We start from the raw sequence: 14,105 nt of genomic DNA, 5'->3' as shown, positions 1-14,105 counted from the left end.
TTCCCCTGATCGGTACGGGTGTGATCCTGACACGCCGTGGCTTCGGGGAACGGTCACCTTAATTAAGTGGAGATGAGATCGTTCCCCCCGGGACAGACCCTCCCCGGGCCTACGATGACGAGGTTCCCCATGGGGAGGGGCCCGCATGCGTGTTGCTTTGTTCGTCTCGTGTGTGAACGACGCGCTGTTCCCGCGCACCGGAAGATCGGTCGTCGCGGTTCTCGAACGGCTCGGGCACGAGGTGGTGTTCGAACCCGCGCAGACCTGCTGCGGGCAGATGCACTGGACCACCGGGTACCACCGGGAGGCCGAGGGGCTGGCCCGCCGGTTCTGCGAGGTGTTCGCGGGACACGACGCGATCGTGACGCCGTCGGCGTCCTGCGCGGCGACCGTCCGGAACGCCTATCCGCGGCTCGTCGGGGGTGATCCGCCGCCGGTGCACGAGTTCACGGAGTTCCTGACCGACGTCCTGGGCGTGACGGACGTGGGGGCCGTGTTCCCGCACCGGGTCGCCTACCAGCCGACCTGCCATTCGCTGCGGGCGCTCGGGCTCGGCGACCGGCCGCTGCGGCTGCTGCGCGAGGTGCGCGGGATGGAGCTCGCCGATCTCGACCGGGCCGAGGAGTGCTGCGGCTTCGGCGGGACCTTCGCGGTGAAGAACGCCGACGTGTCGGTGGCGATGGTCGCCGACAAGGTGCGGCATCTGCGCGACACGGGAGCGGACGTCGTCTGCGCCGTCGACACGTCCTGCCTGACCCATATCGGCGGGGCGCTGTCGCGGCTGCGGTCGGGCGTGCGGACCGTCCATCTGGCGGAGATCCTTGCGGGGGCGGGCTCGTGACCGAGAAGTTCGCGGTCGCCGCAGGGGAGGCCCTGCGCGACACCGGGATGCGGCGCGCCCTGCGGCTGGCGACGGCCTCGGCGCGGGACCGGCGGGCGGACGCCGTCGCCGAGCTGCCCGACTGGGAGGCCCTGCGGGACGCGGGAAGCGCGATCCGCCGGCGGGCCCTGCTCGACCTCGACGCGCTCCTGACGGGCCTCGAGGCGGCGGTCACCGAGGCGGGCGGCCGGGTGCGCTGGGCCGGGAACGCGGCGTCGGCCCGCCGGATCGTCGAGGAGCTGGCACCGGACCGGGCGGTGCTCGCCGGGGCCGTCCTGGCCGAGATCGGCCTCGAGCCGTGCGGAGACCCGGCCGAGGCCGCGTGCACGGTGACGGGAGCGGACTTCCTCGTCGCCGAGACCGGGACGGTCGTCGTCCTGGCCGATCCCGCCCCGGCGGGCGCCCTGGTGGCCGTCGCCGGGATCGAGCAGGTCGTGGCCCGCTGGCGCGATCTGGAGGTGCTGCTCCAGCTCTGGCCGCGGTCGGCCGGGGGATCCCGGATGAATCCGGTGACGACGATGTGGACCGGGATCGATCTGGTCCTGCTGGACAACGGAAGGACGCGGGCGCTCGGTGATCCGCTCGGCCGCGAGGCCCTGACCTGCATCCGGTGCACGGCGTGCAGCAGCGCCTGCCCGGTCTACGAGCGGGTCGGCGCCGGACCCTACGGGGGAGTGCTGCCGGGACCGATCGGCGCGGTCCTGACCCCGCTCATGCACGGGATCGGCCCCGCCCACCGGGCGTCGCTGCCGTTCGCCTCCACGCTGTGCGGGGCCTGCGCGGATGTCTGCCCGGTCCGGATCGACCTGCCGGGCCTGCTGGTGATGCTGCGCGCCCGGGTGGTGGAGTCGCGCCGCCGCAGGCCGGTCCCGACCCCGGAGCTGGCGCTGATGCGGAGCCTGGCCTGGACCATGTCCGAGGGCCGCCGCTACGAGCAGGCGCTCGCCCAGACCACCCGCTGGGCCCGGGTGCTGTCCCGGAACGGGACGATCAAGCGCCTGCCCGGCCTGTTCGGCAAGTGGACCGAGGCCCGTGACCTGCCCGCGCCGCCCCGCCAGGGGTTCCGTGCCTGGTGGCGGGGCCGGTGAGCCGGACGGAGATCCTGCGGCGGATCACCGAGGGGCTCGGGACGGAGCGGGGGAGCGAGGTCGAGGTGCCGCGCGGGTACGCGCTCCGGCTGGAGGAGTCGCGCGCCGACGTGCTGGCGCTGTTCACCGAGCGGGTGGCCGACCACGGCGTCGCGATCCGGCATGTCGGCCCCGACGAGCTGGCCACGGCCGTGGCGGCGACGCTGTGGGCCCGGCAGGTCAAGCGGATCGCCGTCCCCGGCGACCTGCCCTACGGCTGGCTGGCCGACCTTCAGGGGATCGAGGTGCTCGCCGACGGCCCCCTCCTGGACGCCGACCAGCTCGGCGGCGTCGAGGGGGTGGTGACGGGCTGCGCCGCGGCGATCGCCCTGACCGGAACGCTCATCCTGGACGGAGGCAGGGCACAGGGCCGTCGCGCCCTCACCCGGACGGCCGCGCACCATCTGTGCGTCGTGCACGCCGACCAGATCGCCGGGACGGTCCCCGAGGCGTTCCGGCGGCTCGATCCCTACCGGCCGATGACCTGGCTGTCGGCGGGGCCCTCGCTGGAGGTCCTCCTGGTGGAGTCCGCCCTCATCACACCATGAGCGACCCGGCCAGGACGATCTCCAGGCCCTGCTCGAACTGCCGGTCCCAGTCGACGGTCTCGGGCCCGCCCGCCTCACGCCCGCGGACCTCGAGGGCGGCGTGGCCGATGAGGAAGCTCAGCAGCGTGTGGGCGGCGGGGACGGCGGCGGACTCGAGGAACCCGGCCAGCCGCAGCACCTCGCCGACCGAACGGGACGTCGTGGCCAGCGCGGCCGGGTTCCGGCGGGTCACCAGCAGCGGCAGGACGCCCGCGTGCTCGACCAGCCGGGCCCGGTAGGCCGCCGCCCAGGTGCGGAGCCGGCCCCGCCAGTCGTCGCCGCCGGGCCCGCCCAGCGGACGGGTGTCGGCGGGCAGGATCGCGACATAGGCCACCAGGCCGTCCAGCAGCTCCTCCTTGCCGCGGGGCAGATGGTGGTAGATCGCCATCGCCTCGACCTGGAGGGCGTCTCCCAGCCGGCGCATGGTCAGGCGGCCGAGCCCCTGACCGTCGACGATGTGCAGCGCGGCCTCGATGATCCGGTCCCGGGTGACGGGCTCCCGCAGGTTCATGATCGAACCTTACTAGGTAAAGGCGGGTGCCCGCGCGCATTCGAGCCGGTCGGGTGTGCCGTGTGTCACCCGGAAGCGTAGGCTTCCCCGAGATCACGTGCAGCAGAAGGGAACCACCCATGGCATTCGGCCGTCGCACCAGCCCCGAGGTCGCCGAGCAGCTCGCCGCCGACGAGAAACTGGCGGCCACCTACCAGGACCGCCTCGCCGAGGTCGACGCGGCGGACGGCGCCCTGCGCCGGGCCCAGGCGGACGGGGCCACCGCCGCCGAGCAGCGGACCCTCGCGGGCGACCTCGAGCTCAAGATGCGGACCGCGATCGGCGTCGCGGAGGCGGCCGAGCGGGTCGCGATGGGATCGAAGACCTACGGCGTGAGCAGGGCGTCCGAGATCGCTCGTCGCAAGGCCCGGGCGAAGGCCGCCGTTCGCCCGTACAGTGAGGAGCTGGACCGTCTGCGGACGGCCCGAGAGGCGCACAAGCTGAGCTACCGCGCGCTCTCCCGGGCCTGACGCGCCTCGACAGCAGGCCCGGCCATCGGGTTTCCGGCACGCTGGGCCGTCAAGTGGCACAGCGGCCGGACATCTGAGAACCTGACCTGCGCGATCGCGGAGGGTCACCGCACGCACCGAGGGGGCTGAGCCAGCGGTACCGGCTCAGCGGGGCATTTTGGGGGAATCAGTTGGATCGCAGGCCGCCGGACCGTGTCCGCGTGCTGGAGTCCTACCGGGCCGGGGTCGCGGCCATCCGGCAGTTCGCGGCGCGTTGCGAGGACTGGGAAGCGGTCACCCCCTGCACGGAATGGCAGGCCATCGATCTGGCCGGGCATCTGCGGTGCGTGGCGGAGAACTACCTCGAGTACCTGCAGGACGCCCCCGACAGCCGGGTCGCCAAGCTCTTCGCCCAGGACACCGCGACGGCCGTGCTGATCCGGCAGCAGTCCCGGCAGAACGCCGCCGAGCTGGCCGTCCTGCCGCCGGAGTCCGGCCGTGAGCGGATCATGTCGTTCACGGTGTCGGCCGACGCCTACATCGACCTGATCCCCGACTCCTGGGACCGCACCCATCTGATCTACCGCGGCACCAAGTTCACCATCGGCGACCACGCCGGCGCCGCCTGCATCGAGTTCCATCTGCACGCCTGGGACATGGCGCGGTCGATCGGCGAGGAGTACCGGCCGGAGGACCCCGAACTGCTGATCGGAGCCTGGGCGTGGGGCGTCCCGCACCTGCCGCTGGGCGCCGTCGAGCCGGACCCGTGGATCCGGGTTCTGCGCTCCTCCGGACGGTCGCAGGACTGGACCAAGGACAAGCCCGTACGGGCCCGCAGACGCCGCTGATTGATCCGTGATCCCGCCGGGTATGCCCAGCTCAGGGCCTAACCGGGGGGTAATCTCATGGCCAAGTGTGAAGTCTGCAGCAACGACTACGAGCTGGCGTTCGAAGTGCACACGCAGGGCGTCGTGCACGTCTTCGACAGCTTCGAGTGCGCGATCACCAAGCTGGCGCCGATCTGCGAGCACTGCTCCTGCCGCGTCATCGGGCACGGCACCGAGGTCGACCGGCACTGGTACTGCTCGGCGCACTGCGCCCGCATGGCCGACCCGGCCAGGGCGAACACGATGCACGACAAGCTGCCCGTCTAGGCTCCGTTCCACACCTGGGCCGTTCCATACCTGGGCCGTTCCATACCTAAGCCTCGGACGTGCAGGTCGGAAGCAGGCCGTTCTCGAGGTAGAGGGGGCCTGCGGCGTCCAGGCAGGCGGTCACCCGGCGGGCCACGTGCGGGGGCAGCAGCTCGCCGAGCTCGTCCGGGCGGGCCAGCCGGTGCGCGGACAGCTCGTCCGGGGGCAGGACGATCCTGGCGACCTCGTCGGCGGTGACGATCCCGCCGAACACCCACACGTTGGTCGCGTCGACCGGGCCCGTCGGCGGAGCCCAGTCGTAGCAGAGGATCCCGTTGAGCCGGGGGACCAGACCGAGCTCCTCCGCGCACTCGCGCACGCACGCCGCCAGCGGGGACTCCCCGAGTTCGATGACGCCGCCGGGCAGCGACCAGCCGTCCTTGTAGGTGGGCTTGACCAGGAGGATCCGGTCCTGTTCGTCGAGGAGAAGCGCGGCTGCCGCGCCACGGGTCCTGGGCAGCGTGGCGAGGTACTCGGGATCCATGCCTCGACCTTAGAGGGGGCCTTTCTCTCCTCGCAGGCGAGCGTGAGGTGAGGGTCAATTAACACCGAGGTCACAAAGGGCGCTGCCCGGCGAAATCGGGCCCGAACACGATCGGGACATGTCCGAGGCCGGCCGCAAAGTCGCACCCGGAGTCACGTCGGGAGCCTTCCCGCCCCCGGTGACGGAGCCCCTGATGCGCCCGCATCTCGGTGCCCCGCTGGAACGGGTGGGATGGGGCACCGCGCTGGACGCCGTCGCGCGGCGGCTCGGCGCTCTGCGGGAGTCGGCGGCGGTGTTCACCGGCACGCCCGCCACCCCCGAACTCGACCACCAGCACGCCAAGTTCGCCGCCCTCGTGCTCGGACTGGCCCCGCGGCGCCCGTCCGCGGTGTCGCGGGCGTTCGGGCTCGACCGGGGGCTCCCCGGGCCGCTGTCGGACCTCACCGCGGCCGGGACGGTCTTCGTGGCGGGCGGGGAGCCCGGAGCGGTCGTGCGGGGCGGTCTCGAGTCCGCCCATGGCGCGCTGATCGTCGCCGATCCGCGCAGGACGCCGCTGGCCCGGGCCGCGGATCTCCATCTCCAGCTGACCCCCGACACCGACGTGGCCCTCGCCAACGGCCTGCTCCAGCTCGTCGTGGAGGACGGCCTCGCGGACGAGGAGTACATCGCCGAGCGGACGTCGGGCTTCGACCGGGTGCGGGAGCAGGCCCGCGGCTACTGGACCGCCCGGGTGGAGCGGATCACCGGGGTGCCCGAGGCGTCGCTGCGCGAGGCGGTGCGGCTGCTGGCCGGCGGGACACGGACCGTCATGCTGTCGACCCACGAGAACGACGATCAGGTCACCGCGTTCGTGAACCTGGCGCTGGCGCTCGGCCTGCCGGGCGTCGCGGGATCGGGTTTCGGCCGGGTGGCGGGGGAGCGTCCGCCGGCCTGGTCGCCGCGGATGCTGGGGGCGGACGGGGGACCCCGGGGCCTGCTGCTGTTCGCCGCCGATCCGGTGGGGGCGGCCTCCGGCGCCGCCGCCCTGGAGACCCGGCTGAGCGAGCTCGAGCTGCTGGTGGTGGCGGACTCGGTGCTCTCGGAGACCGCGCTCCGCGCCGACATCGTGCTCCCCGTCGCCGACGAGGCCGCCGAACTCCGGGTCCTCGCGGAACTGGCCCGGCGCCTCGGTGCTCCCGGCGCGTGGAGCGGCACCCCGGCGGAGGTGTTCGCCGAGCTCGCGGGCGACGAGGCGCGCCCGTTCCTCGACCGGTTCGCGACCGGAGACGGCCGGGCGCTGTTCGCCCCCGTCCAGCACCGCGGCCCGGACGAGCACATCGACTCCGAGTACCCGCTGCACCTGACCAGCGATCCCGGGCTGCCGCGCGCCGCCGTCGAGCTGCATCCCGTGCTGGCCGGGCGGCTGAACGTGGGATCGGGCGGCCGGGTCAGGGTGGTCTCACGGCACGGTTCGCGGGTCGGTGAGGCACGCTTCAGCGACGTTCTGCGCGAGGACACCGTCTGCCTGCCCGACGACGTCCACGGCAGGGCCGCTAGAGTGGAACCGGCATGAACACCCATGTTCCACCAGCGACCCGTGGTCCCCTGGACCGCGGGTTCTCCGCGAGGACGCCCCGCCCCGCCGGGCGTCCAGCGGAGTCGCGGTTCGATCCCGCGACGGGGAAGGTGCGGTTCAGGACCGCGAGCCGCCAGCGTTCCCGGAACCGCCCTGCGACCGGCGCCGCCGGCTTGCCCGCCGACGACGATGTCACCGGCGGCCGCCCGGTCCCCGGGATCGAACCGGCCACTGGAAGGGAACGGTAGCGTCTCTACCGTCGTCTTCCGCGAGCCCGTCGTGACACAGCGTCACGGCGGGCTTCGCCGTCCGGGGCGTCGATCGCCGGATTCTCCGCCCCCATGGTCACGCGACGACAACGAAGATGTCTCGACGTGAGCGTGTTTTAACACAGGGGTGACAAAGGGGACGCCGACAGGAAACGCGGTGTTTCCAGTATCTCCCCATGGCAGACCGAGTGGAAGTGATGGCGTGACCGAACAGGCGGGTGTGCTGAACAGCGAGCCGCTGGCGGGGTTCGCGGTCGGGGTGACGGCTGCTCGCAGACATGAGGAGCTCGCGGCCCTTCTGGAGCGGCGGGGCGCGCGTGTGGTGCACGCTCCCGCGATCCGGCTGGTGCCGTTGCAGGACGACGCCGAACTGCTCCACGCCACCGAGGACTGCATCAACAAGGCGCTCGACTATGTGGTGGTCACCACCGGCATCGGCTTCCGGGCCTGGCTGGAGACCGCGGACGGCTGGGGCCTGCGCGACGACCTCATCGGCCGGCTCGGCAGGGTCAGGGTCCTGGCCCGCGGCCCGAAGGCCCGTGGAGCGATCCGATCGGCCGGGCTGCACGACGAGTGGTCGCCGGAGTCGGAGAGCTGCGACGAGGTGCTGAAGTACCTGCTCGAGCGGCCGCTCGAGGGGATGAGGATCGCGGTCCAGCTGTACGGTGAGCCGCTGCCGGAGTTCACCGACGCCCTCCGCGAGCGCGGCTGCGAGGTGATCGAGGTCCCGGTCTACCGCTGGTCGAGGACCGACGACTCGACACCGCTGCGGCGCCTGGTCGGCCAGGCCGTCGCGGGGACCGTCGACGCGATCACCTTCACCTCCTCTCCCGCCGTCGCGGCGACGCTGGCCGTCGCGGCCGAGGACGGGCTCGAGGACGCCCTCGTCGAGGCGCTCCGCACCCATGTCGTGGCGGCGTGCGTCGGACCCGTCACGGCCTTCTCGCTGACCGAGCGGGGGGTGCCGACCGTCCAGCCCGAGCGGGCCAGGATCGGGGCGCTGGTGCGGGCGATCGTGGAGGACCTGCCGCTGCGCAGGGCCCGGCGCCTGCACGTGCGCGGGCACGCGCTCGAACTGCGCGGCCACGCCGTCGTCCTGGACGGCCAGCTGCGGCCCATCGCGCCCGCCCCGATGGCGATCCTGCGCGCCCTGGCCAAGCGTCCCGGCCATGTCGTGTCCCGGGCCGAGCTGTGCGGAGTGCTGCCCTCGCGGGTCGTGGCGGCGGGCTCGGGCTGGATCAGGGACGGCCGCCCGCAGGCCGACGAGCACGCCGTCGAGATGGCGGTGGCACGGCTGCGCAGGGGTCTCGGCAGGAGCGGGATCGTCGAGACGGTCGTCAAGCGCGGCTACCGGCTGGCGTGCGACCCCGCGAGGGATCGAGAACCGGCGCGATGACGGTCCTTCTCGGGGTGGCTCACGGGACCAGGAATCCGGCCGGAGCGCGGACGACGGGAGAACTGCTCGGCCTGGTCAGGGAGCTGAGGCCGTGGCTGGCCGTCGGGGAGGCCTACGCTGAGATCTCCTCGCCGTCGATCGGCGAGGAGGTGCGGCGGCTGGGATATCCGTCGCTGGTCGTGGTGCCGCTGCTGCTCGGCCGCGGCTACCACGTGCACGTGGACATCCCCAAGCAGCTGGCCGAGGCGGGGGCCGACGCGGTCGTCGTCCAGCCGCTCGGGCCCCATGCCGAGCTGACGTCCGTGCTGGTGGAGCGGCTGGGAGAGGGCGTCGAGGCCGACGCCGTCGTGCTGGGCGCCGCCGGATCGACCTCGCCCGAGGGCGTCGCCGACGTCAGGCACGCCGCCCGGCAGCTCGGCCGCAGGATCGGGCGCCCGGTGGCGTTCGGTTTCGTGGGCGGCCCCGAACCGGCGCTCGCGGACGTGGTCGCCCAGATGCGGGAGCGGGGGGCCAGGACCGTGGCGATCGCGTCCTACCTGCTGGCGCCCGGGTTCTTCCACGGCAGGCTCGCGGCGGCGGGCGCCGACTTCACCGCTCCGCCGCTGGGCGCCCACCCGGCGCTGGCCCGGCTGGTGCTGCGCAGGTTCGACGAGGGGATCGCGGGGGCGAGGGTGGCCTGATCCCGGTTTCCCGGCGGACCGTCAGTGAGCTTCCCTAAGCTGGGGGTGACCGGCCACAGGGAGGACCCGACCATGCCCCAGATGAGTTCCCACCAGCCTGGAACGCCCTGCTGGGCAGAGCTGGCCACGCCCGACGTCGAGGTGGCCAAGGCCTTCTACGCGGGGCTGTTCGGATGGGACGCCCGCACCCCTCCCGACCCGGCGACCGGCGGGTACACGATGTTCACCCTCGGCGGCGCCGAGGGCCACGAGGTCGCCGCGGTGACGCCGCTGCTGGCCGAGGGGCGGCAGCCCGTCTGGACGGGCTACGTGAGCGTCGCCGACACCGCCGGGGCCTGCAAGGCGGTGCTGGAGCAGGGCGGGCACGTCCATCTCGACCCCCAGCCCGTGCCCGGGCGGGGCACCGCGGCGGTCTGCGCCGACCCGATGGGGGCCGTCTTCGGCCTCTGGCAGCCCGAGGGCTTCGCCGGGGCCGCCTTCGCCGGTGATCGGGACACCTTCTGCTGGAGCGAGCTCGCCTGCCGCGACATCGACGCGGCCAGGTCCTTCTACTCCGCGGTCTTCGGCTGGAGCGCGGAGACCGCGCCGTTCGCCGGCGGCACCTCGACCTACACGACCTTCTCCCTCGACGGCCGCCGCGTCGCGGGCATGGTCCAGATGAACGAGGCCTGGCCCGCCGAGATCCCGCCGCACTGGATGGTGTACTTCGCGGCCGACGACACCGACGCGGCCTGCGAGCGCGTCACCCGGCTGGGCGGCACCGTGTCGGTCCCGCCCAGCGACACGCCCTTCGGCCGCCTCGCCGTGGTCGGTGACCCCCACGGCGCCTACTTCTCCCTGATCAGGCCCGCGGACCCTCTTCCGGGCGCCTAGGGCCTGTCTCGAAGTCAACTGCCCTACTGCGCGACGCCCAGGCACGCACCCTGAAGGCTTGTCGTCAGTCGCCAGGCAATGATGGCCGGTCTGTGCCAGTCGCTGTGTGTCGGCAGGCGTTGCGTCTACCAGGGGATTTGTGTTGAGCGAGTCTGTCCGGGTCGTGACTCGTTTGTAGGTGTCTGCTGCGGTTGGCTCCCCAGAATGGCTCCCCGTACGGGGCTAGCTGAGTTCTCGGGGAGCCGACCGGCGTAGGCCTTGGTAGGCCTCGTTGAGGGCATGGGCCTCTGGCAGTCCGCGCGCCTCAACCTTGCTGATGACCTCTTGTGCTCTCCAGTAGTTGCTAGGCACGAGTACACCGCTCGCAAGGGCCGTCATCGTCTCGTGAGCGGCTTCGTCGGGCTCGTCCCCCGCGATGAGAGCCAGGGACAGGTCTAGGCGCGCTGAGGCCGCACGGCGAAGTCGTGGCGTGCCGTCAGAGGGAGCGATCAGGCGTGCGAGTACCTGGCGTGCGATCGGTGCTGCTTCTACATCTCCGAGCCATGCAAGTGTGGTTGCGATGTAGGCGTCAGACTTCGCCGGATCGTAGCGGTAGTGGTGTTCAGGCCGTTCGGTAGCGGGTAGCGCCGCAGCAAGCCCAGTCACCCGGTCGACCAAGGCGCGAGTGCGGCCACGGTCGCCCATGCGAGCCCAAGCCCGTCCCTCCTGGGCAGAGGCTTGGATGTAGGCCGATGAGTCTTTCGGGGCTACGTGCTGTGCTGCCTGAGAGAGAGCAACGGCACGAACGTAGTCGCCTTCGGTGAGGTGCTGCCAAGCCTGTGTCTCTAGGCACCAGCCGATGATCTCGTCATGCTCCGCTTCCTCAGCGAGAGAGCGCGCCGTTCGGAGGAACGCCGCAGCAGGACCCTTACGGTCTAGATCGATATGACACGTGGCTGCTAGCAGGGAGAGCCAACCGCCAGTCACCAGCAACCGGCGATGCTCTTTGAAGGTCTTTCGGCCATCTAGCAGCCGAGAGATGTACTTGAGCTGTGTCATGATCCTGACCAGTAGTTCGCCAGGGTCGGACCGGTGATAGCTCACGGCTAGGTCGTCGAAGATCGCCTCTACGTGCCCCAAGGTCAACTCGCCACAATCAGTGGCCCCGACCCTCCGAGCGATGTCGATGGCTTCGAGTTCCTCATCCATGGCAGAAGTCTGCCATCTCCCCATTTGGGTGCTTTGAGGGGCGGCAACGAGTGCCGTCAAAGTGCCGTCTGTCCCGAAGACCGCATCGAGTCTCTGGGCCATCTCGACCGTTGGCGGCCGAAGATCACGCGCGACCTTGGACAGACCGCCATGGTCATAGTTCGAGTCACGGGCCAGAGCGCGAAGAGACATGCCTCGCTCAGCCATGAGCCTTCTGAGTTCATGTCCGAAGGTCGTCATGCGCTCCGCCTGTCTCCCCGGTGGTGACTGGTGACTCGGTGGTGACCGATAGCCAGTCACCGTGTCACCACTTCCGAGCGTATACGCGCAATGGTTTTGATGGGAGTGGAAGTTCCAAGCGAACGGCCCCGGTCCCTGTGCGCTAACACGGGGATGGTTCCGGGGCCTGACCCGATAGGAGTCGGGCTGTGAAAGATCTTAAGGCATGGGCGGGCAGGTGGCTGCTGTGAGGGAACCCACAGGCGCCATCGACACGAACAGAATGGACCTTGCTGCTGTCGGCACTGCGGCGAAGCTCGCTCGGGTGTTCGCGAAGCACACTGCTAAAAAGTGGCAGCTAAGCACGGACACGTGCGAAAAGGCCGAGTTTGTGATCAGTGAGCTATGCGGCAACGCCATCAAAGCTACCGGAACTATCGAGGCTGTAGGCCCGCGAGACGAGCCAGTCCAGACAATCACCCTGCGACTGGCGCTACTTAAGACGCCGTCACTCGTCGTCGAAGTCGAAGACGCCGACCTGGATACGCCAAAACTGCAAGACGGGAGCGAAGAACTCGCGGAGAACGGGAGGGGCCTGTTTCTCGTTGAAGCACTATCCAAGCGATGGGGCTTCTATCACACCACCGACGGCCGCAAGGTCGTTTGGGCGGAGATCGATGCGATAAGGGCGAATTCGTCTGGGGAAGAGCGGTGAACCCCGAGTCGATGGCGGCCGATGAGGAATGGCTCCTGGGCGGCTATATCTACTCGCCTCGCACTGCGGCAGAAAGCATCAATGTATCCGCGAGGATTCTTAGGGAACTGGCTCGCGACGGCTTGATCCGCCACGTGGTCGTTAACGGTCGCTATCTGCTGAATGCCTACGACGTCTCATTGTTGATGAGACTGACGATGGATCACGGAATTTCGGCGCATGAGCTGCGCCCGGCTCTATCGGTGCGAGCAAACTCTAAAACAGGTCCAGATTTGAGAAAGCGCGAAGTGTCTGATCGGACTTGACCGATTAGACACTTCGCGATTCGGCGGGAGTCGGTGAGCGCTGAGGCTCGGCGTGTTCTGGAGGGTGGCGCACGGGGTGTTCTTCGCTCTCCTCGCATCCCTACCCCTACCCTTCCCGTTGCCCCTGGTCACTATGCCCTCGCGAGGGTCGGTGCCTGCGGAATGTCTTATGTCCTGGTCGGGTCGACCCGGCGGACCTACCGGCTCCCCAAAAGCGTCGAGCCGTTCAGTCTGCCTCTCGGCGGCTGAACGGCTCTGTCGGATGGTCGGGGCTAGGCGGCGCCGAAAATGCGGTCCATGTGGGCTGTGGCGTCCCGGCGGACCGGCTTGAGCTGATGGCGGTAGACCTCGTTGGTGACAGCGGAAGAGGCGTGGCCGCACAGGTCGGCAATGACCTCGATCGGAACTTCTTGGTCGCTCATGATGGAGACGAAACAGTGCCGTGTCTCGCGGGGTGTCCATTCGTCGGCGTTGAGGCCTGCGGCGGCCAGCACTTTCCGGAAGTGGTAGGCGGCGGTCTGGCTCCGGTATCCGCTCCCGTCCGGGCGGGCGAACACCAGACCGTTGTTCTTCCATGCTTCGCCAGCGATGAGCTTTTCGCCTGCCTGCCGGGCCTTGTGCGCCGTGAGCGCTGAGACGGCCGTATGAGCGATACCCAGACCACGCCGGGACTTCTTGGTCTTGGTGTCGCCTCCCTCGCGGTCGGCGCGCAGCACATAGACCGTGCCCGTCGTCAGGTCCACGTCATCCCACGTGAGCGCACGCAGTTCCTCGGTACGCAGGCCGGTCGTAATGGCGAGGATCACATACGGTCCGAAGCGGTGCTCAGGCTTGGCCGCTTCCGCGAGAACGGCCTTGGCCTGATCGAGGGTCATCGACTTGGACGGACGTCCCTTGCTCTTGCCTTTCGGGGTGGCGACCAGACGGCTCACGTTGCGGTCTACCTTGTCGAATCGGGCGGCACGGTCGAGGGCCCGTGTGAGAAGGCCGTGGATCATTCCCAGAGTCCTGCTCGCCATCGTTCCGCGAAGCGTCATGAGCCATTTCTCGACCTGGTCCGGGGTCAGGTCAGCGACCTTCACCGCGCCTATCTTGCTGATGTGGTTTGCGGCATAGGAGCGATATCCCACGATCGAGGCGTCCGACAGCCCGCCAGCCGCCAGTGTCTCGATCAGGTCGTTGACCGCACGCGCCACCGTGTAGCCGTGATCGCGCTTGACGCCCTTTTCCATGTCGGCGACGGCCTGCTTGATCCGGTCCTTGGCTTCGGCTCTGGTGCGGCCCTTGCGCTTGATCCGGTTCCGGGTGCCGTCCGGCTTGAAGCCCAGCGACAGGGCGACGGTCCACCCGGCGCCTTCCCGATAGATCGACCCCTCATAGGCGCCTACGGTAATCTTCGACATGACACGTTCCTTCCGCTCATGCTCTGGGTGGGTCGGGCTGTCACTGGGGGGATCGGTCTGCCAGGACCGTCCCCCCACTCACGTTTGAAGGGGGCGGCTCCCCTTGCGAGGAACCACCCCCATTCTCCCACGCCATCCCGGAACCACCTGGCTCCCCGAATGGCTCCCCACCCCAGATCTCAAGAGCGAAAAGCCCTCTGACCAGGGGCGTCACAAGATCCTGTCGTCGGTC

The 14,105-nt window shown here is 70.2% G+C and carries 16 protein-coding genes; 12 read left to right on the top strand and 4 right to left on the bottom strand.

All coding sequences use genetic code 11. The features are described from left to right. The first annotated feature begins 145 nt into the window (after nucleotides 1–145). The 3 genes from ABD785_RS00175 to ABD785_RS00165 are packed head-to-tail and all read left to right on the top strand — an operon-like array spanning nucleotide 146 to nucleotide 2,555. Nucleotides 146–841 carry a (Fe-S)-binding protein gene (locus ABD785_RS00175; RefSeq protein WP_344821021.1) on the top strand — a complete coding sequence of 232 codons (696 nt, stop codon included), beginning with the start codon at nucleotides 146–148 and terminating at the stop codon, nucleotides 839–841. Further along, entirely contained in the window at nucleotides 838–1,968 is a 1,131-nt protein-coding gene (locus ABD785_RS00170) for a 4Fe-4S dicluster domain-containing protein (protein ID WP_344821020.1), read from the top strand. The genes ABD785_RS00175 and ABD785_RS00170 overlap by 4 nt, the downstream gene beginning before the upstream one ends. Continuing rightward, on the top strand, nucleotides 1,965–2,555 hold the full coding sequence (locus ABD785_RS00165; RefSeq protein WP_344821019.1) for a LutC/YkgG family protein: 591 nt from the start codon (nucleotides 1,965–1,967) through the stop codon (nucleotides 2,553–2,555). The genes ABD785_RS00170 and ABD785_RS00165 overlap by 4 nt, the downstream gene beginning before the upstream one ends. On the opposite strand, the gene ABD785_RS00160 is transcribed toward ABD785_RS00165, so the two are convergent. Next, the gene (locus ABD785_RS00160; protein WP_344821018.1) at nucleotides 2,545–3,105 is read right to left on the bottom strand and encodes a TetR/AcrR family transcriptional regulator; all 561 of its coding nucleotides are present in this window, start codon (nucleotides 3,103–3,105) and stop codon (nucleotides 2,545–2,547) included. The genes ABD785_RS00165 and ABD785_RS00160 overlap by 11 nt on opposite strands. A gap of 119 nt (nucleotides 3,106–3,224) precedes the next feature. Between ABD785_RS00160 and ABD785_RS00155 the strand changes: the two genes are divergently transcribed. The 3 genes from ABD785_RS00155 to ABD785_RS00145 all read left to right on the top strand — a co-directional run bounded on the left by ABD785_RS00155 (nucleotide 3,225) and on the right by ABD785_RS00145 (nucleotide 4,747). Next, a complete protein-coding gene (locus ABD785_RS00155; RefSeq protein ID WP_344821017.1) occupies nucleotides 3,225–3,614 on the top strand; it encodes a plectin in 390 nt (129 codons plus the stop codon). A gap of 200 nt (nucleotides 3,615–3,814) precedes the next feature. Continuing rightward, nucleotides 3,815–4,441 carry a maleylpyruvate isomerase N-terminal domain-containing protein gene (locus ABD785_RS00150; RefSeq protein ID WP_344821016.1) on the top strand — a complete coding sequence of 209 codons (627 nt, stop codon included), beginning with the start codon at nucleotides 3,815–3,817 and terminating at the stop codon, nucleotides 4,439–4,441. 57 nt (nucleotides 4,442–4,498) lie between these two features. Continuing rightward, the gene (locus ABD785_RS00145; protein ID WP_344821015.1) at nucleotides 4,499–4,747 is read left to right on the top strand and encodes a hypothetical protein; all 249 of its coding nucleotides are present in this window, start codon (nucleotides 4,499–4,501) and stop codon (nucleotides 4,745–4,747) included. A 46-nt stretch (nucleotides 4,748–4,793) separates the two neighbouring features. On the opposite strand, the gene ABD785_RS00140 is transcribed toward ABD785_RS00145, so the two are convergent. Then, the gene (locus ABD785_RS00140) at nucleotides 4,794–5,270 is read right to left on the bottom strand and encodes an NUDIX domain-containing protein (RefSeq protein WP_344821013.1); all 477 of its coding nucleotides are present in this window, start codon (nucleotides 5,268–5,270) and stop codon (nucleotides 4,794–4,796) included. Between the two features lie 193 nt (nucleotides 5,271–5,463). Between ABD785_RS00140 and ABD785_RS00135 the strand changes: the two genes are divergently transcribed. From ABD785_RS00135 to ABD785_RS00120, 4 genes are all read left to right on the top strand, one after another. Beyond that, nucleotides 5,464–6,822 (top strand): molybdopterin oxidoreductase family protein, encoded by a 1,359-nt coding sequence (locus tag ABD785_RS00135; RefSeq protein WP_344821012.1) that lies wholly within the window; start codon nucleotides 5,464–5,466, stop codon nucleotides 6,820–6,822. A 474-nt stretch (nucleotides 6,823–7,296) separates the two neighbouring features. Next, nucleotides 7,297–8,490, top strand: a complete 1,194-nt coding sequence (locus ABD785_RS00130; RefSeq protein WP_344821011.1) for a uroporphyrinogen-III synthase — start codon at nucleotides 7,297–7,299, stop codon at nucleotides 8,488–8,490. Continuing rightward, complete coding sequence (locus ABD785_RS00125; RefSeq protein WP_344821010.1) at nucleotides 8,487–9,170, top strand: sirohydrochlorin chelatase; 684 nt, start codon at nucleotides 8,487–8,489, stop codon at nucleotides 9,168–9,170. Before ABD785_RS00130 ends, ABD785_RS00125 begins: the two co-directional genes overlap by 4 nt. A gap of 81 nt (nucleotides 9,171–9,251) precedes the next feature. Next, nucleotides 9,252–10,043, top strand: a complete 792-nt coding sequence (locus tag ABD785_RS00120) for a VOC family protein (protein WP_344821008.1) — start codon at nucleotides 9,252–9,254, stop codon at nucleotides 10,041–10,043. A 222-nt stretch (nucleotides 10,044–10,265) separates the two neighbouring features. On the opposite strand, the gene ABD785_RS00115 is transcribed toward ABD785_RS00120, so the two are convergent. Further along, complete coding sequence (locus ABD785_RS00115; protein ID WP_486303537.1) at nucleotides 10,266–11,471, bottom strand: helix-turn-helix domain-containing protein; 1,206 nt, start codon at nucleotides 11,469–11,471, stop codon at nucleotides 10,266–10,268. A gap of 205 nt (nucleotides 11,472–11,676) precedes the next feature. Between ABD785_RS00115 and ABD785_RS00110 the strand changes: the two genes are divergently transcribed. Both ABD785_RS00110 and ABD785_RS00105 read left to right on the top strand, forming a co-directional pair. Beyond that, the gene (locus ABD785_RS00110; RefSeq protein WP_344821006.1) at nucleotides 11,677–12,165 is read left to right on the top strand and encodes an ATP-binding protein; all 489 of its coding nucleotides are present in this window, start codon (nucleotides 11,677–11,679) and stop codon (nucleotides 12,163–12,165) included. Further along, complete coding sequence (locus ABD785_RS00105) at nucleotides 12,162–12,470, top strand: hypothetical protein (protein WP_344821005.1); 309 nt, start codon at nucleotides 12,162–12,164, stop codon at nucleotides 12,468–12,470. The genes ABD785_RS00110 and ABD785_RS00105 overlap by 4 nt, the downstream gene beginning before the upstream one ends. 272 nt (nucleotides 12,471–12,742) lie before the next feature. Here ABD785_RS00105 and ABD785_RS00100 read toward each other — a convergent pair whose 3' ends face one another. Then, nucleotides 12,743–13,873 (bottom strand): site-specific integrase, encoded by a 1,131-nt coding sequence (locus tag ABD785_RS00100; RefSeq protein WP_344821004.1) that lies wholly within the window; start codon nucleotides 13,871–13,873, stop codon nucleotides 12,743–12,745. Between the last annotated feature and the right edge of the window lie 232 nt (nucleotides 13,874–14,105).

Source organism: Actinocorallia longicatena (assembly GCF_039534125.1).
Classification (GTDB): Bacteria; Actinomycetota; Actinomycetes; order Streptosporangiales; family Streptosporangiaceae; genus Actinocorallia; species Actinocorallia longicatena.
The sequence above is the reverse complement of the archived record's forward strand: the minus strand, read 5'-3'. Positions and strand labels throughout refer to the sequence as shown.